This window comes from Salinimicrobium xinjiangense DSM 19287, from assembly GCF_000423585.1.
In the GTDB taxonomy this organism is placed as follows: domain Bacteria; phylum Bacteroidota; class Bacteroidia; order Flavobacteriales; family Flavobacteriaceae; genus Salinimicrobium; species Salinimicrobium xinjiangense.
In genome coordinates, this window is record NZ_AUIG01000015.1 from 57,961 (window position 1) to 79,382 (window position 21,422).

General features: G+C 41.5%; 16 protein-coding genes. 10 read left to right on the forward strand and 6 right to left on the reverse strand.

Annotated elements, in window-relative coordinates; translation table 11 throughout:
- Positions 1 to 514 precede the first annotated feature (514 nt).
- On the forward strand, positions 515 to 1,255 hold the full coding sequence (locus tag G564_RS0106365) for an energy transducer TonB (RefSeq protein ID WP_029036924.1): 741 nt from the start codon (positions 515 to 517) through the stop codon (positions 1,253 to 1,255).
- Positions 1,256 to 1,496: 241 nt separating this feature from the next.
- Positions 1,497 to 2,030, forward strand: coding sequence for a DUF4494 domain-containing protein (locus G564_RS0106370; RefSeq protein WP_029036925.1), 534 nt, complete (start codon positions 1,497 to 1,499; stop codon positions 2,028 to 2,030).
- 125 nt (positions 2,031 to 2,155) lie between these two features.
- Here G564_RS0106370 and G564_RS0106375 read toward each other — a convergent pair whose 3' ends face one another.
- Positions 2,156 to 4,843: a cation-transporting P-type ATPase gene (locus G564_RS0106375; RefSeq protein ID WP_029036926.1), complete on the reverse strand. Its 2,688-nt coding sequence runs from the start codon at positions 4,841 to 4,843 to the stop codon at positions 2,156 to 2,158.
- Positions 4,844 to 5,535: 692 nt separating this feature from the next.
- On the opposite strand from G564_RS0106375, the gene G564_RS0106380 reads away from it, so the two are divergent.
- From G564_RS0106380 to G564_RS0106415, 7 genes are all read left to right on the forward strand, one after another.
- The gene (locus tag G564_RS0106380) at positions 5,536 to 7,143 is read left to right on the forward strand and encodes a hypothetical protein (RefSeq protein ID WP_156879190.1); all 1,608 of its coding nucleotides are present in this window, start codon (positions 5,536 to 5,538) and stop codon (positions 7,141 to 7,143) included.
- Positions 7,133 to 7,633, forward strand: coding sequence for a hypothetical protein (locus G564_RS0106385; RefSeq protein ID WP_029036928.1), 501 nt, complete (start codon positions 7,133 to 7,135; stop codon positions 7,631 to 7,633). The genes G564_RS0106380 and G564_RS0106385 overlap by 11 nt, the downstream gene beginning before the upstream one ends.
- A 259-nt stretch (positions 7,634 to 7,892) precedes the next feature.
- Positions 7,893 to 9,368, forward strand: coding sequence for an exonuclease domain-containing protein (locus tag G564_RS0106390; RefSeq protein WP_029036929.1), 1,476 nt, complete (start codon positions 7,893 to 7,895; stop codon positions 9,366 to 9,368).
- Between the two features lie 444 nt (positions 9,369 to 9,812).
- Complete coding sequence (locus tag G564_RS0106400; protein ID WP_029036930.1) at positions 9,813 to 10,562, forward strand: ThuA domain-containing protein; 750 nt, start codon at positions 9,813 to 9,815, stop codon at positions 10,560 to 10,562.
- A 364-nt stretch (positions 10,563 to 10,926) separates the two neighbouring features.
- Positions 10,927 to 12,066 carry a hypothetical protein gene (locus G564_RS0106405; RefSeq protein WP_029036931.1) on the forward strand — a complete coding sequence of 380 codons (1,140 nt, stop codon included), beginning with the start codon at positions 10,927 to 10,929 and terminating at the stop codon, positions 12,064 to 12,066.
- A gap of 27 nt (positions 12,067 to 12,093) precedes the next feature.
- A complete protein-coding gene (locus tag G564_RS0106410; protein ID WP_029036932.1) occupies positions 12,094 to 13,716 on the forward strand; it encodes a BCCT family transporter in 1,623 nt (540 codons plus the stop codon).
- 6 nt (positions 13,717 to 13,722) lie between these two features.
- Positions 13,723 to 14,580 carry a universal stress protein gene (locus G564_RS0106415; RefSeq protein WP_029036933.1) on the forward strand — a complete coding sequence of 286 codons (858 nt, stop codon included), beginning with the start codon at positions 13,723 to 13,725 and terminating at the stop codon, positions 14,578 to 14,580.
- On the opposite strand, the gene G564_RS0106420 is transcribed toward G564_RS0106415, so the two are convergent.
- The 4 genes from G564_RS0106420 to G564_RS0106435 form a co-directional block, all read right to left on the reverse strand.
- Entirely contained in the window at positions 14,581 to 15,264 is a 684-nt protein-coding gene (locus G564_RS0106420; protein ID WP_029036934.1) for a site-2 protease family protein, read from the reverse strand. It lies immediately after the preceding gene.
- Between the two features lie 283 nt (positions 15,265 to 15,547).
- Entirely contained in the window at positions 15,548 to 16,498 is a 951-nt protein-coding gene (locus tag G564_RS0106425; RefSeq protein WP_051205340.1) for an NADP-dependent oxidoreductase, read from the reverse strand.
- A 550-nt stretch (positions 16,499 to 17,048) separates the two neighbouring features.
- Positions 17,049 to 18,263, reverse strand: coding sequence for a ScyD/ScyE family protein (locus G564_RS0106430; RefSeq protein WP_029036936.1), 1,215 nt, complete (start codon positions 18,261 to 18,263; stop codon positions 17,049 to 17,051).
- A gap of 233 nt (positions 18,264 to 18,496) precedes the next feature.
- Entirely contained in the window at positions 18,497 to 18,973 is a 477-nt protein-coding gene (locus G564_RS0106435) for a membrane protein (protein ID WP_029036937.1), read from the reverse strand.
- A gap of 691 nt (positions 18,974 to 19,664) precedes the next feature.
- Here G564_RS0106435 and G564_RS0106440 point away from each other — a divergent pair.
- Positions 19,665 to 20,105 carry a hypothetical protein gene (locus tag G564_RS0106440; protein ID WP_029036938.1) on the forward strand — a complete coding sequence of 147 codons (441 nt, stop codon included), beginning with the start codon at positions 19,665 to 19,667 and terminating at the stop codon, positions 20,103 to 20,105.
- Between the two features lie 237 nt (positions 20,106 to 20,342).
- Here G564_RS0106440 and G564_RS0106445 read toward each other — a convergent pair whose 3' ends face one another.
- The gene (locus G564_RS0106445) at positions 20,343 to 20,984 is read right to left on the reverse strand and encodes a fasciclin domain-containing protein (protein WP_029036939.1); all 642 of its coding nucleotides are present in this window, start codon (positions 20,982 to 20,984) and stop codon (positions 20,343 to 20,345) included.
- Positions 20,985 to 21,422: the final 438 nt, after the last annotated feature.

Consider the following 21,422-nt stretch of genomic DNA (forward strand, 5'->3'; position numbering starts at 1 on the left):
TTGCCTTTCAAAACTTTGAATGTCCCTTTATGAGGCTTACCGTTCTCCGTGATAGACCCTTAATGTTCTGTGAGGAAATATAAGCAAAAACTATATTATTCAGAAAATCTTGGGAAACTTTACCATTAATAATGGCAGGAGAAAGAAGAGGATGTAAACCGGGGATAGTTTTCTGATAAAGCTTTACAGAAAAAAAGTGATAGCAAATTTTTACTTATTGGAAGGAAAATTAGGTGAGAGCCGTTAATTTTTCCTGTAACCTTTCTATTTCACCCTGTCGTTTTTATTCCTGGTTCATGACTTATATCATTCTTTAATTCCTACATAGTACCTACTTTTAATACGATGGTTAAGAAATGCTTTTGGCTGGGAATGATAATGATTAACCCGCACCTCTCTTGTATAAAAGCGGGAAAAATGTGATTGCCGGATTAGTTGCCGATTAAGAGGTTTCAAAAATGGAATTTTCAGAGGGTATTTCCTCGAACATATAGTCAAGTTTAATTCTATCGTTATGCAAATCAAGAAAAATCCCAAAGCAGATCTAGGCAGGTGGAGTTTCGTGTTTTTCCAAATAGGTCTTATTTTATTACTGGCAGTCACCTATATCGGTTTGGAGTGGAGGTTTAGCGAAAATGGAGATCTGGATCTCCAGGAGGTCACCGTTTCCGATTTTGAACAGGAAGATGTGCCAATTACACAAATTAATACACCTCCACCGCCACCACCGCCACCACCGCCACCAATGCCTGAAGTTATCGAAGTTGTGGAGGATAAAATGGAAGTAGAAGAAACAAAGATCCAATCCACCGAAAGCAGTCAGGAGCAAAAAATAGAAATTGTCGAGGTGCAGGAAATTACCTATGAAGAGGAGGAGGAGGAGATCGAAAAAATTCCTTTCATGGTGGTTCAGAATATTCCCATCTATCCCGGTTGTGAGAATATAAAGGAAAAAGAGGCTCAGAAAAAATGCATGTCCGAAAAAATTGATGCTCATGTCAAAAAGGAATTCAGAACCCATATCAGTGAAGAGCTCGGATTGACGGGCCTAAACCGGATTTTTGTAGTCTTTAAGATTGATGAAAAAGGATATGTGGCCGATATCAGAGCAAGAGGACCAAATAAAAGACTGGAGGAAGAAGCTATTAGAGTAGTTAAATTATTACCTAAAATGAAACCGGGGCGTCAAAGAGATAAAGCGGTTGCAGTAGAGTACTCCCTGCCTATAATGTTTGAAATAAGGGAGAGAATCTAAGACGGATTCTTTTATTCTGCAAAGGAGACCTTCAGTGATAAATTCGTTGAAGGTTTTTTCTTTGCTGAAATCCGGCTTCACGTAAGTTTTCTCTTTTATCAATAAACCATTTATCCGAAATTCACAGTTTCCATTCACAACAGGCAATTGGCAACAACTGAAATTGTGAATATCTCTTTGCCATTTTAACCTTGAAGGCCTGCTGAAAATCCTATTTTTGGCACCCTAAAAAAACAGAACTATGAGCGTAACCTGGTATGAATGTAAGGTGAAATACAGAAAAACACACGAAACAGGAGAACAAAAAGTGACCACAGATACTTATCTGCTGGATGCAGTTTCCTATACAGAAGCAGAGTCCAGAATAACAGAAGAAATGGCTGCTTACACTAATGAGGAGTTCAGGATCACCAATATTAAGGTGGCCAATTTTTCGGAAGTGCATCCTTTTGAAAATTCCGATCGCTGGTTTAAATCAAAAGTTTCCCTCATAGCCCTCGATGAAGAGAGCGGGAAGGAAAGAAAAACAAATATGTATCTGCTGATACAAGCCAATGATATCAAGGAGGCTTTTGAAAATACCACCAAAGCAATGGCAGATACTATGGGAGACTATACAATTCCTGCGATTACAGAATCCCCGATCCTGGATGTATTTCCATATTTTACAGGGGAAGAAGAGCAGTTAGAAAAGTACGGAGTGGTAGAAAATTCAGAACCTGCGGATGAAGAGAATTTAAAAGAGGAAATTTCAGAGGAGACGGAAGCTGTTTAAGCTCAAGGATTATTCAATATGCAAAAAGCACCTCTTGAAAAAACATGAGGTGCTTTTTTTAAATTATTAATGTACAATTTATTCAACCCTGAACTAAATAAGCATCTCCAGGTCTGAACAGCCTTTTATTTCCACCAATTGCGGGTGGTGTATTTTTCAATTTCCACAATCAAGAATACCAGGAAGGCCGCAAGACCGGGATAGATCCAGTATTCGAACTCCAGGGGCCGTGTGTCAAAGAAACGATTCATGAAGGGAGTGTAAACAAAGAATACCTGGAGAACAGTCAGAATAATTGCGGCGTAGAAAACGTATTTGTTTTCAAAGAAATGCCTGTTAATGACAGGGCCTTTCATTTTGCGGCAATTGAACAGATAGAACAGCTGGGAACACACCAGGGTATTTACAGCTACGGTGCGGGCGGCAGCTTCTTCCAGGCCAGAATCAAGCATGAAATTAAATACCTGCAGGGTAAAGGCACCTATTAAGAAGGATACGAAAATGATCCTCCATATAAATTGTTTTCCCAGAATAGGCTGCCGGGCATTTCGCGGAGGTCTTTTCATTACATTCCTTTCCATAGGTTCGAATGAAATAGAGAGTGCCAGGGTAACTGCAGTGACCATATTCACCCACAGGATCTGGGCCGGGGTTATGGGCATGGTAATTCCCAGGATCACAGCAGCCATGAGTACCAGAGATTCTGCACCGTTTGTGGGCAGAATAAAGAACAGCGCTTTTTTAATATTGTCATAAACAGTTCTGCCTTCTCTAATGGCGCTCACTATAGTAGCAAAATTGTCGTCTGCCAAAACCATTTCTGAAGCATCTTTTGTCACCTCAGTACCTTTGATGCCCATGGCAATTCCAATATTGGCTTTTTTAAGGGCCGGGGCATCATTCACTCCGTCACCTGTCATGGCGCAGAGCAAACCATTCGCCTGGAGTGCTTTGACGAGCCTTAGTTTATGTTCGGGAGTTGTCCTGGCATAAATATTATGTTTAAGAACTATATTTTGTAGTTCTTCGTCACTCATTTGCTCGATCTCCCGACCGGTCACTGCATGTTCACTGTCTTCGATCCCAATCTCTTTACCAATTGCCCTGGCGGTGAGCAGGTGATCTCCCGTGATCATTTTTACCCTAACTCCGGCGCTCTTACATTCTTTTATGGCCTCAATTACCTCCTCCCGGGGAGGATCGATTATGCCAATAATTCCAAGAAAAATAAAATTGGGTTCATCGAAAGGTAATTCAATTGAATGTTCACCTTCTTCTGCAGGTCTAAATGCGGCCCCAAGAATACGTTGACCTTTGGAAGCCGTGTTATCCAGCTTTTCTGTCCAAAGTTCTCTGTCGATCTCTACTTTCCCTTCTGCGGTATATTGGAAAGAACATTTTTCCAGAAGCCGTTCGGGAGCTCCGGTCATGAAAACGAGGTCTTTTTCATTTACCCGGTTTAAGGTGGCCATAAATTTATGTTCAGATTCAAATGGAATACTGTCCAGACGATCGGGTTTAAAATTCTCAAATCCGGCTTTCATGCTTAAGCTAAGAAGGGCCCCCTCTGTAGGGGCTCCGGTGATCTCCCACTGTCCGTCTTCATTTTGTGAGATTTCAGAATTGTTACAGGCGCGAAGACATTGCATAAACATTTTTAAGACCGGGTCTTCATCAACTGTGCATTTTTTATCCTCTAAAAGGATGTCTCCTTTAGGTTCGTAACCTGTACCTTCCACTGTGTAGGTATTTTCGGTTGTTACCACTGTTTTAGCGGTCATTTCATTGCGGGTAAGAGTGCCGGTCTTATCTGAACATATGACATTTACGGCTCCTAAGGTTTCTACGGAAGGTAACTTTCTTATAATGGCTTTCCTTTTTGCCATTTGCTGTACGCCAATGGCCAGAGTTATGGTCATGATCGCTGGCAAGCCTTCCGGAATTGCAGCTACAATCAGACCAATTGAAGCGAGGAATAATTCGGAAACCGAATATTGCCTGAAGAAAAATCCAAATGCAAAAAATCCCGCGGTGATCCCAAGAATGGCGAAGGAAAGCCATTTGCTGAATTGTTCTATCTGCTGAAGCAGGGGAGTGGTGATCACCTGTACGTTAGTCATCATTTTATTGATCTTCCCAATCTCGGTGGCTGCCCCGGTTTCCACTACTAAACCCTTTGCTTCTCCGTATACCACGGTGGTGCCCGAAAATCCCATTCCGGTGCGGTCTCCCAGCAGGGAATCCCGGTTTACAGGATTGGTATTCTTTTCTACAGCTTCAGCCTCCCCGGTAAGGGGAGATTCCTCCACCTGAAAATCTCTGGATTCAATGATGCGGACATCTGCCGGAATCTTATCACCCGATTTCAACTGGACTACATCTCCCGGCACCAGGTCCTTGGCTACGATCTCTTTTTGTTTCCCCTCCCGTATCACTACTGCATGCAGGGACAGCATGTTCCTGATTCCTTCCAGGGCTTTCTCTGCCTTTCCTTCCTGCACATAACCAATGATAGCGTTGACGACCACAACCAGAATGATCACCCAGGTGTCAATCCAGTGCTCCATAAGGGCAGTAATAAGTGCTGCAATGAGCAGGATATAGATAAGAAGATTGTTAAACTGCAGGAGGAAACGCTTTACTTCAGATTGCTTTTTTCTTTGAGGAATTTCATTTTTGCCATATAGCTCTGTTCTTTTACGCACTTCTTCCCGGGAAAGCCCTGAAATGTTATCGGTATCCAGCTTTTTTTTCACCTCGTCAACAGGCATAGAATGCCAGTTAGATCCGGAGTATTGCTGTGAAGCTTTCATTACATAAAAATAAATGTGGAACAGGCTTTAAGTGACATCTTAAAAAGGAATTTTCAGAAGAACAGATATAAAGCTGGCCACTATTAAATATACGAATTACAGCGGATTTTAAGGAGTTCAGCATTCAGGATTTCTGTCGTATAGCCTTGAATTCAATATTTCAATAAGTTATGAATTTTTAACAATAGACCGGTGGTTCTAAACCCAAATCTCAAGGTTTTATTCCCAGAAGTTTTAGCAGAGGCGGGCATTAAAAAAGTATTCAGTGATCAATAGTCCGTGATCAGAAAGTTTTTGGCATTTGTTACCGGACCGTAGAATAAAGTTGGATTTCACACCAAATTCCAATCACCAATCCCTAATCCCTAACCACCAAATCCCTAACCACCAATTAACCAATCCCGAATTGACAATTCCCGACTCCGATTCCCGGCTCCTTTCTTAAAAGCATCAATAAAAAAGTATCAAATTGACGCCTTATTTGAGTTTAATCCTTTTATAAATAAAAGGAGCAGGATAAAAAGCTGGGCTGCAGAGGATTATATGTAGGATTTTTTTGTAACTTATTGAAAATATAGATCCTAGCATCTTCAAAAATAAGTCTTGTAAGATGTTACTCCCCTTGTACAGGAATTTCTGCCATTTTTTGGTACACTGTTTAACCACATTAATTGTAATTCAAAATATGGGAGATGAAAAATCGCATAACATTCCGGGGAATTACAATCTTACTTCTAATGGGAATAATGCTAACCTGTACTCCCAAACCCTACTTTTTCAGGAATAATTACCAGGATGCCAACAGGCTTCTCCACGAAACACAAAATCTGAATAAAGAATATTTTCTAAAAGCTCATCTTCAGAATGGAGATGTTTACATCCTTAGGGATACCTGGGAAATAGATACGGTTCAAAATCTAATCCTTGGCACAGGAAGCAGGTTTGATTATAACCGGAATAAGATTTCTGAAGGATTATTATCTGTAGTTCTCGACAGCGTGGTCATCTTTGAGACTAACAAAATGCTTGAGAAAACGGAATCTAAAAGGATCAGGGCTCTGGCTATTCTGGCAGGAGTAGATGTAGCAGTGGGTGCGTTATGTCTCACTAATCCTAAAGCCTGTTTCGGTTCCTGTCCTACTTTTTATATCAATGGGGAGGATAATTTTCATTTTGCTGATGCCGAGGGTTTTTCTAACGCCATTTCTCCTTCGATGGAATACTTCGACATAGATGCCCTGAATAATTCCAGAATTTTCAGCAATACCTTTTCGCTTACTATGAAAAATGAGGCTCTGGAATCTCACATGATCAGAAACCTGAAATTATTAGCCTTTCCAAGAAGTAGAGAACAAAGAATATATCAGTCTCCTCAAAACGAATTTTACCGTTGTGAAAATAATTATCTGCTTGCAGAGGTCAATAGTCCTGAAGGTAATGATCCTTTTCTCCTGAAGTTTCAGGACAGGAAGGAAAGGTTCAGCCTGGCAGATCCAGATAACCTTAGCAGCAAAGAGGAGATCATTCTCACTTTTGATAAGATTGAAGATCGGCAGGATCTCGGTCTTCTTATAAATTTTCGGCAAACCCTTATGACCACCTATTTTATTTACAGCGCCATGGGTTATATGGGAGATGAGGTGGGAGATATCTTTGCGACTATGGAAACTTCTTCAGCAACAAAGGAGCAACTTGAGAATGGCATTAAGAAAGAACTTGGAGATATTGATATATATGTTTTTGATAAAAGCAACGGCAGCTGGATCCACCAGGGAGGATTTTATGAAACCGGTCCAGTAGCTTTTAACCGGCAGATATTGCCTTTAAAGACTACTGCGGAAGCTGCTTCCATAAAGATCAAAATTATTCTTAATAAAGGTCTTTGGCGCATCGATGACCTTGCTCTTACAAATATCCGGGAAAAGCTACAACCTAAAGAGATCCTGCCTTGCGAAGTGTTCAATAGAGATATGCCCGATGCTATTGCTAAAGAAGAAATTAATGCAGATGATCAATATTTGATTTCCATGTCGGGAAGTGAGTATAAATTCCTGTTTGAACTACCTGCAGCTCATGACGATTACGAACTATTCCTCTATACCAAAGGTTATTACCTGGAATGGATGCGGGAGAGTTGGATCAAAGACAAAGACCTGCTCAAACTGAGACAGATGATCGTGAACCCTAAAAAGTATTTAAGGCTTGAAGCTGAATCCTATAAAGAATATGAACAAACAATGGAGGAACAGTTCTGGGATTCCAAAATTGACACAAAAAACTTTTCATATTATGGCACGTAATATCATTATACTTGGAATTCTCATTGCACTATGCAGTCCGGGTTGTAAGGCTCCCGCATACTTACCCGATGCAGAGGAAATAGGGATACATGAATTTGGTTCTTTTGTCATCATAGATCTTACAGAAGGCAGTGATATTGAAGGGGAATTAATAGCCGTTGACGACACGGCATTGATTGTCCTCTCAAAGGAGGATGAAAACAGGATTCAATCCGTTCCAATTGCCCGAATAAAAGGATTTAAGCTAATGTATGCGCAGCCTAAAAACTATGGCTGGACAATTCCTGTTTCAGCTTTGGCGACTTTATCTCATGGTTTCCTGTTGGTATTTACAGCACCTGTTAATATTATAGTGACCTCTGGGGTTACGGCCCGGGGTGCTAATGCTTTCACCTATAATGATGGGGATATAACTATGGAAGAGATTAAAATGTTTGCGAGGTTTCCACAGGGCTTGCCTCCTGATATTGAAGTAGCGAATCTTAAATAAAAATACTCTGTTTCCCGTTTTCCGTTCCCTGTTTCCCGTTTGTCCGTTTTCCGTTTGTCCGTTTTCCGTTTCCCGATTGTCGATTCCCGATTGTCGTTTCTCGAACGAGTTACCGACTCTCGAATTATCGAAATTAACCAATCCCCAATTCACCAATTAACCAATGGCATGCATTTTAATCGGATTTTTTCCATTCTTGTGGATTATTTCCTACATTTTTTAAAAATTAATAGCTATTTTTACCCTTTTTGAAACCTTCATGAAAGACCAGTTATTTGCAGTTATAGATGTTGAGACCACCGGAGGAGGAATAAATGGTAACCGTCTTACCGAGATATGTATCGTATTGCTTAGGGGCTTAAAGGTCGTTGACAAATTCACCAGTCTTATCAATCCGGAGAAGGAAATTCCGCGGCAGATCACTGCTCTAACGGGTATCGATAACAACATGGTAGCCGATGCCCCAAAATTTCATGAAGTAGCCAAAAAGGTGGAGGAGCTCACCAGGGATGCCATTTTTGTGGCACATAATGTGAACTTTGACTATAATGTGCTGCGGAATGAATTCAGCGAACTTGGATTCGAATATACCCGTAGAAAACTCTGTACTGTCCGCCTTTCCAGAAAACTTATTCCCGGCTTGTTTTCCTACAGCCTGGGAAGGTTGTGTGATTCCATCAATATTCCCATTTCCAACCGTCACCGGGCCGAAGGGGATACCGATGCGACTGTGATTTTATTTCAACGCCTGCTGTCGCTGGATGAAGATTATAAAGTAATCAATTCTTTCCTGCACGTGCGATCGAGGCAGGCAACTTTACCACCACATATTGATGCCGATGAGATCCACAGGCTGCCAGAAAGTGCGGGGATCTATTTGTTCAAAGACAGGCAGCATAAAGTGATCTATGCGGGAAAGGCCATAAATATTAAGAAGCGCGTAGTTTCACACTTTTACGACCGCATGAGCAAGGAATATCAATTAGGTCAGGAAACTTTTTCCATAGATCACGAAACCACCGGTAGTGAGCTTGTAGCATTACTTCTTGAGGCAGAATGCATCAGGAAATATTATCCCAGGTTCAACAGGGCACAAAAAAGGCCGGGCCCGGTGTATCAGATCGTGAGTTATACTAATCAGCTGGGTGTTTTGCAGCTTGTTCTGGAAAGAACAACAAAGCGAAGGGAATCTATAGGCACTTTTTACAGCAGGGCACTGGCGCAGGAGAAGCTGGAATATCTGTGCAGGGAATTCAATCTCTGTCCAAAATACTGCAGCCTCCAGAGTAATGTTGAGGAATGTTCTCATTACAGTATTGTGAGTTGTGAAGGTATCTGTTCCGGTAAAGAGGAGGTAGTAAACTATAACCGGAAGGTAGAAACGGCCATTGCTTCGCTTACAGAAGAATCCTCCACTTTTGTGATCAGGGAAAAGGGCAGGCACTTTGAGGAAGAGGCTTTTGTACTGGTAAAGGAGGGGCAATACCAGGGCTTCGGATTCATTAATACTGATGCGCAGGTAAGCAGATTTGAAGATTACGAGCCTTTTTTAAAGCGGCAAACAGCTACTTACCATACTCATAAAATCCTCAGTAATTACCTGCGGAAGCAGGGCGCACCTAAAGTGATTTTCTTTGAAAATTCAGATGACATTCAAATGACACGGCCGGTAGACAGAACGAGTAAGAATGCAGCAATAATGGCGAGTCACAGGACGTTGTCTTTGTTCAGCTAATCCGGAGTAATTCCAAGCACAAGCACCAAATTTTTACCCACCGAAGCTTTCAGCAGAGGTGGGCCAAGCACCAAATTCCAAGCACCAAATTCCAAGCACCAAATTCCAAGCACCAAATTCCAAGCACCAAATTCCAATTTCTGTTAAATTTTTATTGTTCATGAAACTCTTTAATAATATTTCACTAATTATTTTTGATTAAAGATTCCCGAATCACTAATTAACCAATCCCCAATTAACTAATCACCAAATTCCAAGCACCAAATTCCAAGCACCAAACCAATTTGCGACAACTTTCTTCGTGTTCTTATTTTTTGCTCTTCGTGGACTTCGTGTGAAACATCAGGAACTTATTTACAGTCCTGGATCTTAAATCCTGTTCTTTTAGTTTCCGAAAACACTCAATTTTTCACTATTTTTAGGAAGTAGTCCCGACTTACAGGCATGAGTAAATTTGCACCATTTTTATTCCTTTTTTTCTTTTTTCAATCCAAAGGACAATCCGTTGAACAGGAAAAGCAGTTCGAGGTACTGGTTGTAACTGATGACAGAAAATTCAACCGAGAAGCTTTTTATAGTATGTTAGATAATTTGGAAAACATACAATGGACAGAAATCTCTCAATCTGAAGTCGTTGAACTATTCAGTTCAGACAGCCTTAGGCATTATGATGCGCTTTTATTCTATGATATGCCCGAAGAGGTGGTCCTGACAGATGAGCAAAAACAGAACATAACGAAGTTCTTTCAGGAAGGGGCTCCTGCAGTTTTTCTTCATCATTCGTTGTTATCCTACAGGGAATGGGATGAATTCCGGAATATTATTGGGGGAAGGTATTATAACAAAACTCCTTTTATCACTGCCACAGGCGACACTATCCAGTCAGTTTACCGGCATGATGTGCAATATGAAGTTGTGGTGGCGCATAAGGAGCATGCTGTCACCAGGGGAGTAGAAGATTTTATAATCTTTGATGAAACTTATAAGGATTACGTGGTGAATGATGATGTAGAAATCTTATTGACTACAGCCCATCCCTCTAGTGGGAATATTCTTGGTTGGGTTAATAAATACGGCAATTCCCAAATCGTTTACCTGCTTAATGGTCATAGTGAAAGTGCTTATAACAATCCGAGTTACCGGCAGTTGCTGTATAATGCTTTACATTTTGTAGCATCAGTTAAGACCAGGTAAAATCGACAAAGAGTAAACAGTGCGCAGTAGTTAGTAGGCAGTGAAATTAAAGTTAGATTTACGAAGTTAGAAGTACGAAGTTCAGTTAATGTACTAGTACTGAATTAACCAATTAACGATTGGAGATTCCCCAATTAACTATTCACCAAATTCCAGGCACCAAAAACCAATTTCCAAAAACTTTCTTCGTGCTCTTGTTTTTTTGCTTTTCGCGAGCTTAGCGTGAAACACAGGGAGCTGATATTCAATCTTGAAATTTTGAATCCTGAACCTTGAATCAACTTGTCTTAACAATATTTTATACTTCCTGAGACCTTTTTTCCGTCACATTAAAATTAACTTGGGTATTCTTTAATACTCATCCATGACAGAATCTCTACAAAAACTTTGGTTCTTAATCTTCCTGGGGAGCAGAGTGCTTTTTTCACCTTTACAGGCTCAGGAGTCCCCGGAAGTTGATATTGGAGGGGCCTTACGTTTTAACTACAACCTTTCTTCCTGGAAACCCGAACAAAAGAAAAGGGGCGGGGATTTTGGCTATGATATGTTCAGGATCAATGCGGTTGCTGCATATCAGGGTGTTTATGTCAATGCCGAATTCCGTCATTACTCCGAAGCCTTTGGCGGGGGAATGCTAAAGCAGGGATGGTTTGGGTATAAATTCGATGAGGTAAGAGAGCTGCAGCTGGGACTCACCCAGGTTCCTTTGGGAATACAGCAGTACAATTCTCACAACTGGTTCTTTAATCTCGGCTATTATATGGGGCTGGAGGACGATCATGATATGGGAATAAAATATATGCACCTGGGAGAAAAATGGGAATACCAGGCAGCTTACTTCAAAAATGCCGAAGAGCTGAGGTTTGGAGATGCTTCCGCAGTATCCCACAGCAGGTACTCTTATGATGTGGCCGGGAATAATAAAGAGGTGCATCAGGGGAATGTCAAGCTCCTGTATAAATGGGGAGACAGCCTTCAGTCGCGATTTGGAGCTTCGGCCCAATACGGCGGACTTTACAACATCAACACCAAAAAGAACGGAAATCATTATGCTCTCGCTCTTCATTATGAGACAGATTATAAGCTATGGAACCTTAAGACCGAAGCTATGCTCGTTTCCCATAATCCTAAAAATGAGGAAGGAGCTTCCGAAGAGATCATTACCATGGCAGCCTACGGTGCTCCCTATGAGGTAGCGGCCGATTTTAATCTGTATACCCTGGCTGTCGCACGGAATGTACCGGTGAGCTGGGGCCCGGTGTCCAATCTGCAGTTTTACAACGATTTTGGATATATGCAGAAGAAGGAAAATTCATTTGAGGATTCATATATGAATGTGACGGGAGTATTAGTTACTGCCGGTAATCTTTACACTTATATTGACTATGCCGCCGGGTACAACCATTCCTGGCTGGGGGGCAACTTTGTTGATGATTTTGCAGCAGGAAATCCTAATGCGAAGTGGGAGGCGAGATTCAATATAAATTTCGGCTACTATTTCTAAAAAGCACTAAACGCTAAAAATAATACTATGGCTAAGAAGATCGTAAGAAGTGATGAGCGAAAATCAATAATGGGCTTAAATGTCAATGGCCCCGTATTTTTCACTTCTACCATCATTATCATATTAAGTATTGCCCTTACGCTGATCTTTAAGGAGGAGGCGGAAGGTTACTTTGATGCCATACAGAATTTTGTGGCCAACAACGGCGGCTGGTTCTTTGTACTCTGTGTAAATATCTTCCTGATCTTCATGATCTATCTCGCCTTTAGTAAATTCGGCAGCATCAGGATAGGAGGGAAGGATGCAAAACCCGAATTCAAAACCATCTCCTGGTTCGCGATGCTCTTTAGTGCGGGTATGGGAATAGGCCTACTTTTCTGGAGTATTTCAGAGCCTATGATGCATTTTATGAATCCGCCGCTCACGGAAGGCGGCACGCCGGCGGCTGCACAGGAAGCTATGAACTTTACCTTTCTGCATTGGGGCTTTCATGCCTGGGGAATCTATGCACTGGTGGGATTGTCTTTAGCCTATTTCACTTATTCCCACGGTTTACCGCTCACTATTCGTTCTGTGTTTTATCCTGTCCTGGGCGATAAGATCTACGGAAAAAGAGGAGACCTGATAGATATTTTTGCAGTGCTGGCGACCTTGTTTGGGCTGGCGACTTCATTAGGATTGGGAGTGCAGCAGATAGCAGCAGGTTTAGCACACGTGTTTGGAGTGGACAGCGGCATTGTCACCCAGGTAAGCCTTATCGCGGGAATTACCGCTATTGCTACTATCTCTGTGGTGCTTGGAGTGGACAAAGGGGTGAAATTCCTGAGTGAATGGAACATGAGGATAGCAGTTCTGTTGTTGTTACTTGTAGTGGTTTTAGGACCTACTATTTTCATCTTTCAGGCATTTGTTCAGAATACAGGAAATTACTTGTACAGCTTTTTAGAGATATCTTCCTGGACCGAGAGCTACACCGGGAATGACTGGCAGAATGCCTGGACAGTATTTTACTGGGGCTGGTGGATCGCCTGGTCTCCGTTTGTGGGGATGTTTATTGCGCGTATCTCCAAAGGTCGTAGCATCAGGGAATTTATTCTGGGAGTGCTCATCGTACCTTCTCTGATTACCTTTTTCTGGATCACCGCTTTCGGAAGCACCTCTATTCAGCAGGCATTGACGGGAGATCAGACTATTTTAAATGCAGTTAATGATAATGTAGCGACGGCACTTTTCGTCTTCCTGGAGGATTATCCTTTTGCGGTGGTATTGAATATCATCGGGGTGATCCTGATAGCCGGCTTTTTTGTCACCTCTTCAGATTCCGGATCTTTGGTTGTAGACAGCCTCACTTCAGGAGGAAAGATCGATGCCCCTGTTGGGCAGCGGATTTTTTGGGCCCTGGCCGAAGGAGGGATAGCAGCTGTATTGCTTATTGGAGGAGGCTTACAGGCCCTGCAGACTGCCTCTATAGTAACGGGGCTGCCGTTTGCTTTTATCCTGCTCTTCATGTGTTATTCACTATATATAGGAGTGCGGGATGAATATCAAAAAGCAGAAGAGAAGAAAGCGCTGAAGGAAAAGGAGAGCTATGAAGAAGTAATTTCAGACATTATTAAAAAAAGAGGAAGAAATAATTCCGATAATCAGTAACAGGTTATGAAAAATATTAAGAATATAATGGTGGCGCTGGATCTTTCAGCGATAGATGAAAAATTGATCACCTATGCATCTTTTATTGCTGAAAGACTGCAGGCAGAGAACGTGTATTTTGTACATAACATCAAGAAATACGAGATCTCCGAACTTTTTGAAGAACATCTTAAGGATGTAAATCTGGATGAGGTGATAGGAGATGAGCTGAATGAGAAGGTAAAAACCCATTTTAAAGCCTCATCTAACTGGGAAGTACTTATATCTGAAGATCCTTACAGTGAGTCCCTTTTGAAATATATTGTGGAAAAATACGCGATCAACCTCGCCATTGTCGGTAACAAGAAGCACGAGAAAGGAACCGGCGTTGTAAGCGGCAAATTACTGCGCCTGTTGCGCTGTGATATCCTCGCAGTGCCTGCGGTAGCAAATGATAAGATTGATGTTATCTGGGCCGGAACTGATTTTTCCCAGGATTCCCGAAAAGTCTTTACAGTGACCAAAATGCTGCAGGAGGGAAATAATACTCAATTAAAGGTGGTCCATGTCTATAGTGTTCCAGTGCAATTTTCTCCCTATGTTTCTCCCGAATCTATGGGCCCAAAAGTGGAAAAGCATGTTGAGGAAAAATTTGAGAAATACCTGAAGAAGCTTAATTATTCCGAAAGTATTGAGCCACTCATCTTCATGGGAAGAGAATCGGGAGCCGCGCAAAAGATTATGGCCAATCTCCGGAAATCAGACGTAGACCTGCTGGTGGTAGCAGATAAAGGTGGAAATACTTTTTCACCCTTTGCAGTTGGTACGGTGACCGAGGAACTGTTTAACGCCAATCTCGCTGTGCCGTTGTGGGTTGTAAAGTAGCTACAGGGGGATACGGGGATAATTCTGTATCTCTTTTTCGTCATCTCCCTGAATGCGAATGATACGGCTGGGACGGTTGTCCTGTGCGATGGACCTGGCTTTTTCCCGCGCATCTTCCTCATTTTCGAAGGTTTGGATCAGTTCCTTTTGGTGGTCCAGCACCTCCCATTCTTCGCTTTCAGCTTTAAATTTTATTCGGTATGTCCGCTCCTTAATGATTTCTTTATTATTCTTTAGGAGTTCAAGAATGATTTTGCCGTCGCTGAAATTTCCGTCGGGATAGATCATGGGCAGCATTGCGAAGAACACGTAATACATAGAGAAATAGGTGAATTGATAGGTGAGCATTCCCTCTTCGAGAACTTCATTTTCGACCAGTAAGATCACTGCAATGATACTCAGCAGATTAAAAAACGCACCCCCCGAAAAGATAAGGATGTTAGCCAGTTTCTCTTTGCGTTTGATGTTTTCAAAATTGCAGAAGCCATACCAGAAATAGAATTGCCTTATTTCAACAATTCCAAAATCTAAGATCGGTTTGCCGCTTCCTACCACCACCCTGATCTTTTTCGCCCCCATAACCCATGCAAAAAATACATGTCCGGCCTCATGAAGTATGGAGATCACCGGGAGGACCAGGAAAAATGCAAGTATAAATTTAGGGATGTCGCTTATGCCAAACATGCTGAATATTTATAAGACATAATTTATGAAAATAAAATTTGCGGACTCTTAATCAATTATTAATTGAATAAACAATTGCTAAACGCACCAAATTTTAAAAAGAGATTTGAAGATGTGGTGATTTGAAAATTTGAAGATGAAGGAATACGGATTCTAAAGACATAGAATTTACCCGCCGAAGATTCATTTATCCTCTATAGCATTCTGCAGAGGAGGAGTAGCCCGGAATTTTTACCCCGGGTTTAAAAACTGAGCAAAATATATATTATCCATTATACGATTTCTAAGGTACCACTACAATTTTTCCGGTAGTATGTAAGGTTTCTATTTGTTTTAGGGCTTCGGCAGCTTCTTCAAGAGAATAAGTCTGATTTACCTTAACTGTAATTTTTCCTTCTTCTACCATTTCCCGAAAACTTTCCAATTGTTTTGCGTGAGGTTCCACAAAAACAAATTCAAAATCAATATTGGGATCCAGGTCTTCTCCCTGATTCAATATAGAAACCAGTTTTCCTGATTTCTTCAGACCTTTTAGGCTTTGCTGCAGACTGTCCCCGCTGGTGCAGTCAAAGATAAGATCAACACCTTCGGGATAAATTTCCTTTACTGCCTCTCCAATGTTTTTATCCTTATAATCTATTGTGTGGTCTGCGCCCAGGGATCGCATATATTCGTGGTTCTTGCTACTGGCGACGCCAATGACTTCTGCGCCTTTTGCCTTTGCCAATTGAATTCCAAAACTACCAACACCTCCCGAAGATCCAAGGATGAGGAGTTTTTGGCCTTCCGATAATCTGGCTGCAATGTACAGAGCCTGATAAGCAGTTAATCCCGCCAGTGGTATAGCAGCGGCCTCTTTCATAGATACATTTTTGGGACGTGTAGCGAGATAGCTGTCAGGGATAATAATGTATTCAGCAAAAGTTCCCCATTTCACTTCCGGTCTGCGAGCGTATGCATATACTTCCTCTCCCACTTCGAATCTTCTTGCTGCGTGACCTCTTTCTTCTATTACTCCGGCGAAATCCCAACCTGGGATGACCGGAAAGCTGTGTGGCATCATATCTTTGTAATATCCTTTGGTAATTACAGCATCTACAGGATTAACACCCGCTGCTTTTATTTTCACCAGTACTTCTCCCTCTTTTAACTCCGGAATTTCGATCTCGCCTGTCTTTACTTCTTTTGGTCCTCCAAATTGATCGTACCTGGCAGCTCTCATTTTCTTTTTCATATCTCTTTTTTCTTTTAAGTTCAGGATTTAAAGGCTTTGGTGCAAAGAAATTTTACTAAAGAATTACTAAAGAATAATGTTGGTGATCAGGAAAGATCAGTGCTTTCCAAGCACCAAATTCCAAGCACCAAATTCCAATGAACAATGAACAATGAACAATGAACAATGAACAAATTCCAAGCACCAAATTTTTACCCGCCGAAGCTTTTAGCGGAGGTGGGCCAAGCACCAAGCACCAAATTCCAATTAACAATTAACAAATTCCAAGCATCAAATTTCTACCCGCCAAAGCTTTTGGCGTAGGTGGGCCACCAATCGCCAATTAACCAATCCCTAAATAACCAATTAACCAATCCCTAAATAACCAATTAACCAATCCCTAAATAACCAATTAACGTTTCCCGGTTCCCGATTCTTTACCCACCGAAGCTTTTGAAGCGAAGGAGGGCCGGTTTCCCATTCCCGACTCCCAAGTTAACGAAATTGCGAAAGCAAAAAGGCCGGCTTTAACGGCCGACCCTGTCTTCATTGTTTCATGTTGTTCACACTGTTAATACTCCAGCATCCTTACCGTTGGCGGATAACCGGGAAGACCGATGTAATTGTTTTCAAGCAACCATAGATTTCCATTTTTATCAAAGGTTATGGCACTGGGAAAGGAGAGGCTCGAAGCCACCACTTTTACAAGAGTACCATCCAGCTCGTAGACGCTTATGGTTCCTCCTGCAGGAGGCAGCGGAGGATAAAAAGAGGACCACCAACTGTTCTCGTCAAATTCCACTACATAGAGGAGTCCGTCGGGACCAATGGCCAGATCGATCACAGAGGTTAGTCCGTCGATAAGCAACTGGCAGGGACCGGAACCTACTTCGCAAACGACCTTGTTCGCATCGGCAGGGATTTTCCAAACACGCGAAAGTCCAATGGGAACAAGACCGTCTTCAACAGCTAGTGTCCCGGTGAGTTCGCCGACATAAATATAACCATCAGGTCCTATAGCTACCGAGGTGGGTACCGGTTGTACAAAACAGGGAATAGATTGAGATTCGTCTCCTGCGTCCCATCGAAGGATGTAATCTCCGTTCTCATCGACTGGCGGTGTAAAGATGGCTACCCAGTCAATATCGCCGGTAGTGGTGGCCGAAAGCAAAGTGTTACCTGCAGCATCGGCTATCAGAGCAGTGCTGCCGGAAAGTGCTGCTACTTTAAAAGGATTGTTTTGAGGACCGGCACTAAACCCGTCTATAGCTTCACATAATTGATCTTTCCACTGAATCCCCGAATAAGCATCAGGATCATTTTCGAATTCATAGGCGCCGAGGTCGGCCACCATTCTGGCCTTTCCATTGGAGACCCGGTAGAGCTCCCCGTGTTCGGCAAGATCTGTTCCTCCGGTGGTGACGAAGGCGTTACCCGCACCAATAGGTGCAATGCCCTGAATAGCGGTAGCTGTTTGAAATTCGACCATAGTCCTAAGACTTCCATTTTTGATCTGCTGAATTATTCTGTCATCTCCCTGGTTTACTGCCACCAAAATACTTCCGTCGGGCGCAGCCGCAATATCATACACAGGGGCAGAAAATTCAAAGGTTTCTGAATACAGATTTTTGTTCGCCTTTAGATCGGCCTCTTCCATTCTATCCACAGCAGTGGGATCAGTACTAAGAGATTCTTTTTCACAGCTCAGAAAAAAGATCACTATAAAATTTAGCATCAACATCCGAACCGTTACGGAATTTTCAAGCATTATCCTTACTCTTTTCATAATATACTGGTTTTGATTAATAAACCGCTTATTAGGGGGTAAGGGGAATTTTTTTTGGGGAATATTGGAGTTGGGGAAAAGGGGAAGTGACTGAGAGAGTGTAAATTACAAAAAAAAATTAGTTGAACAAGGGAGAGGAGGTTACTCGTACTGTTTATTTTTAAAATCATCAGTTGAAAATCAATAAGATCCGGAATCTGACGGAAGTCGGAGCCCGTATTTTAATCTTACTTTTAAAAGAAATACAGCCCGTGGCTTCCTGCTGTTGCACCGATAATTGTAATGAAGCTGAGAATGAGCAATACCCAATGCGCCCGATGCATGATCCGGAAGGTCTTCTCAGGGTTCCTTTGAGTGTACTTTCTAAAAAGGCGGTGCAAAAGTAGAGGCTCCAGGATAAAAAGAATGACAGTAAAGATGAGCCAGATAATGGTCATGGCATGTATCCACCAAAACCGGGGATCGAGATAACGGTTCCAGGCGTTCATTTCATGGAGGATGTAAAAACCACTGAGTGCAGTTAGTATAGTGGCTACCTTTGCGATATTGGCGAATTTACCTTCTATTCTCTCAAAAGTGTCAATTTTATCTTCTTTGGAATTGAGTTTTTTTACTGCCGGAATGATCACCATGGTCACCATTGCTACCCCACCAATCCAGATTACCACTGCCAAAACATGAATGATCCTGGCCCAGGTTATTACCTCCATAAGTTCAATTAACAATAAACAATAAACAATAAAGTATTTACGATTGGCAATTTACGGGAAAACATAAAAGTAGAAGTAAGATTTACGAAATTAGAAGTACGATTTCAGTAGGCAGTATGCAGTTTTTAGTCGGCAGTAAATTTGAAGAGAGATTTTACGGAGTTGAAAATTGTGTATGTGTAGCTTTTTGCAATAAATCATAAAGAGTGGGATTGTCATTTCAACAGAGCCTTTTATTTTGAGAAAAAGAAGAGGCGACGAGAAATCTCATTTGGCTATATATAATGATGACATCTTGAATATTAAATCAAAGCTGGCGCCGATTTGCAATCCGTCACGAGGAAACAGTTCCCGGTAATAAACCTGGCTTCAAATCTTAAGCACCACATTACAAGCACTAAATTCTAAGGGCCAAGCCTTAGAATTAGCGACTCCAGTCTCCCAATTCCCCATACCAAATCCCGAATTAACGATTCCCGAATTAACCAATTCCCGATTCCCGATTCCCGGTTTCCGGATTCCCAATTAACCAATCACTAATCACCAATTAACCAATTAACCGATTCCCGAAATAATCCTTTTTCCCAATTTTTATTCAGTCCGTTCGGCTGTTATTGTATAAATCCTTAAATTAATGGTAGTTAAGAAAAAAGACCTGTTTTAAAATAACAACTAACCAAAACTTGAGATCATGAGAAAAATTAGTTTAAGAAATCTGTCACTGCTGCTGGGGATTTTATTTTCCACAATTTTTATCTCCTGTGAGGAACGGGAGCGGGAGATCAATCTGGCAGAAAATGAAGAACAAAGGCAGGAAGTTTACCGGCAGATCCTCAATGATGAAGAACTATTTGCTGAGTTCATGGCAGAGATGCATCAAGATCGCGGTGCAATGCGAAACCTGTACACGCGGAAACAGGTAGAAGCAACAATGATGGCCGACCCTGAGGTCATGGATGCTGTTATGGTGGGTATGTATGAAGTAATTGAACAGGACACTATGCTGCTCCGCAATCCTGAAAGACGGGAAAGAATGATGCAGAACATGACCAGAATGATGGAACGCGATACCGCTATGTACCGGCAGATGCAGGAAAGGATGCAGGAACGGCGGGTGAATAATCCAGAATAATATTATTAGAATTATAAGAAGGTATATTGGTAATAATTCAGAATAGGAAATATCTTATATGTAAAGCATATTATAAGTCTTACTTAGCCTTTTCCGGAAGAGCGGCTATATCAGAGTAAGCTTCTGAATCCGGAACCCATTATACATTATTCATTATACCTTATGGCCTATAAATTATATAATTAAAAAAGCTGTCTTTGGAAAAGACAGCTTTTTAGTTGAAGTACAAAATCTTGCTTATTCTGTTACGGGAACCAGTACCTCATCGATTACGTGGATCACTCCGTTACTGGCTGAAATGTCAAACAATCCAGCGGCTACAAGAATGGAAGCATTAGCCTCCATGTCGGCATCATTAGTATCAATACCGGCTGCTTTATTTATATAAATAGAAGGCCCTAAAAGTGTGGTAATCTCACGCGGAGAATTTTTTGGAACCACGCTGTTGCTCATTCTTCTACCGTCGGTGACGTGGTAAGACAATACTGCTGCCACCTGTTCGGGGGTAAAGGAATCTAAAGTATTTCCGTCAAGGAATTTCACAAAAGCGGCATCGGTAGGAGCAAAAACCGTGTACTGGTCAGATTCTGTGAACATGGAAGTAATTCCCGCATATTCCAGGGCTGCCAGTAACAGCGTAAACTGCCTGTCTTCTTCAGCTTCGGCAGTAGCATAGGATACTACTATCTCGGCGATAGTCTTGTCTCCCTTAATTGCTGCAGGAGAAGCTTTGGCATTTGGGGCCGAAGCATCTTCGACACTTGCATTAAGCGAAGTTAAGTCTTCATTGGTGGGCTCACTTGCACAAGACGCCATCATAAACAGACCTGCCAGTAAGAAGGTCATAAGCACATTCGAATTTTTTAAAACATTTTTCATATCTGTTAAAGTTTGATTATGAGGTAAATATAGAGCTATATTATTAATGTTTATATTTATTAACCAAAATTTAAACAAAAAATAAAAATTATCGAGAGTATAGGATATTCTGTAGATTACAAAGAGTATTGTTGTTTACAGCGATTAAATTTCATATTCCCAGATTCCAAGCACCAAAAAATTGTTCAGTGATCAGCAAGTTTCCAGTGCACAGTCGTTAGTAGGCAGAAAAATAGAACTTAGATTTACGAAGTTAGAAGTACGGGGTTGGAAGTACGAGGTTAGAAGTACGAAGTTAAATTTAAGAAGTTCAGTTACAACTACCTACCAATCCCCGAATTAACGAACATCGTTTTGGAGTTTCCTTCAATCCTTGTTATACCTTATTCATTATAAATTATACAATTGATAGTCCAAGGTGAAAACCCTGATTTTATG

What these genes read in the sequence shown, in the direction of transcription:
- G564_RS0106365 (WP_029036924.1), top strand. Translation starts at nt 515, where the DNA reads ATGCAAATCAAGAAAAATCCCAAAGCAGATCTAGGCAGGTGGAGTTTC.
- G564_RS0106370 (WP_029036925.1), top strand. Translation starts at nt 1,497, where the DNA reads ATGAGCGTAACCTGGTATGAATGTAAGGTGAAATACAGAAAAACACAC.
- G564_RS0106375 (WP_029036926.1), bottom strand. Translation starts at nt 4,843, where the DNA reads ATGAAAGCTTCACAGCAATACTCCGGATCTAACTGGCATTCTATGCCT.
- G564_RS0106380 (WP_156879190.1), top strand. Translation starts at nt 5,536, where the DNA reads ATGAAAAATCGCATAACATTCCGGGGAATTACAATCTTACTTCTAATG.
- G564_RS0106385 (WP_029036928.1), top strand. Translation starts at nt 7,133, where the DNA reads ATGGCACGTAATATCATTATACTTGGAATTCTCATTGCACTATGCAGT.
- G564_RS0106390 (WP_029036929.1), top strand. Translation starts at nt 7,893, where the DNA reads ATGAAAGACCAGTTATTTGCAGTTATAGATGTTGAGACCACCGGAGGA.
- G564_RS0106400 (WP_029036930.1), top strand. Translation starts at nt 9,813, where the DNA reads ATGAGTAAATTTGCACCATTTTTATTCCTTTTTTTCTTTTTTCAATCC.
- G564_RS0106405 (WP_029036931.1), top strand. Translation starts at nt 10,927, where the DNA reads ATGACAGAATCTCTACAAAAACTTTGGTTCTTAATCTTCCTGGGGAGC.
- G564_RS0106410 (WP_029036932.1), top strand. Translation starts at nt 12,094, where the DNA reads ATGGCTAAGAAGATCGTAAGAAGTGATGAGCGAAAATCAATAATGGGC.
- G564_RS0106415 (WP_029036933.1), top strand. Translation starts at nt 13,723, where the DNA reads ATGAAAAATATTAAGAATATAATGGTGGCGCTGGATCTTTCAGCGATA.
- G564_RS0106420 (WP_029036934.1), bottom strand. Translation starts at nt 15,264, where the DNA reads ATGTTTGGCATAAGCGACATCCCTAAATTTATACTTGCATTTTTCCTG.
- G564_RS0106425 (WP_051205340.1), bottom strand. Translation starts at nt 16,498, where the DNA reads ATGAAAAAGAAAATGAGAGCTGCCAGGTACGATCAATTTGGAGGACCA.
- G564_RS0106430 (WP_029036936.1), bottom strand. Translation starts at nt 18,263, where the DNA reads ATGAAAAGAGTAAGGATAATGCTTGAAAATTCCGTAACGGTTCGGATG.
- G564_RS0106435 (WP_029036937.1), bottom strand. Translation starts at nt 18,973, where the DNA reads ATGGAGGTAATAACCTGGGCCAGGATCATTCATGTTTTGGCAGTGGTA.
- G564_RS0106440 (WP_029036938.1), top strand. Translation starts at nt 19,665, where the DNA reads ATGAGAAAAATTAGTTTAAGAAATCTGTCACTGCTGCTGGGGATTTTA.
- G564_RS0106445 (WP_029036939.1), bottom strand. Translation starts at nt 20,984, where the DNA reads ATGAAAAATGTTTTAAAAAATTCGAATGTGCTTATGACCTTCTTACTG.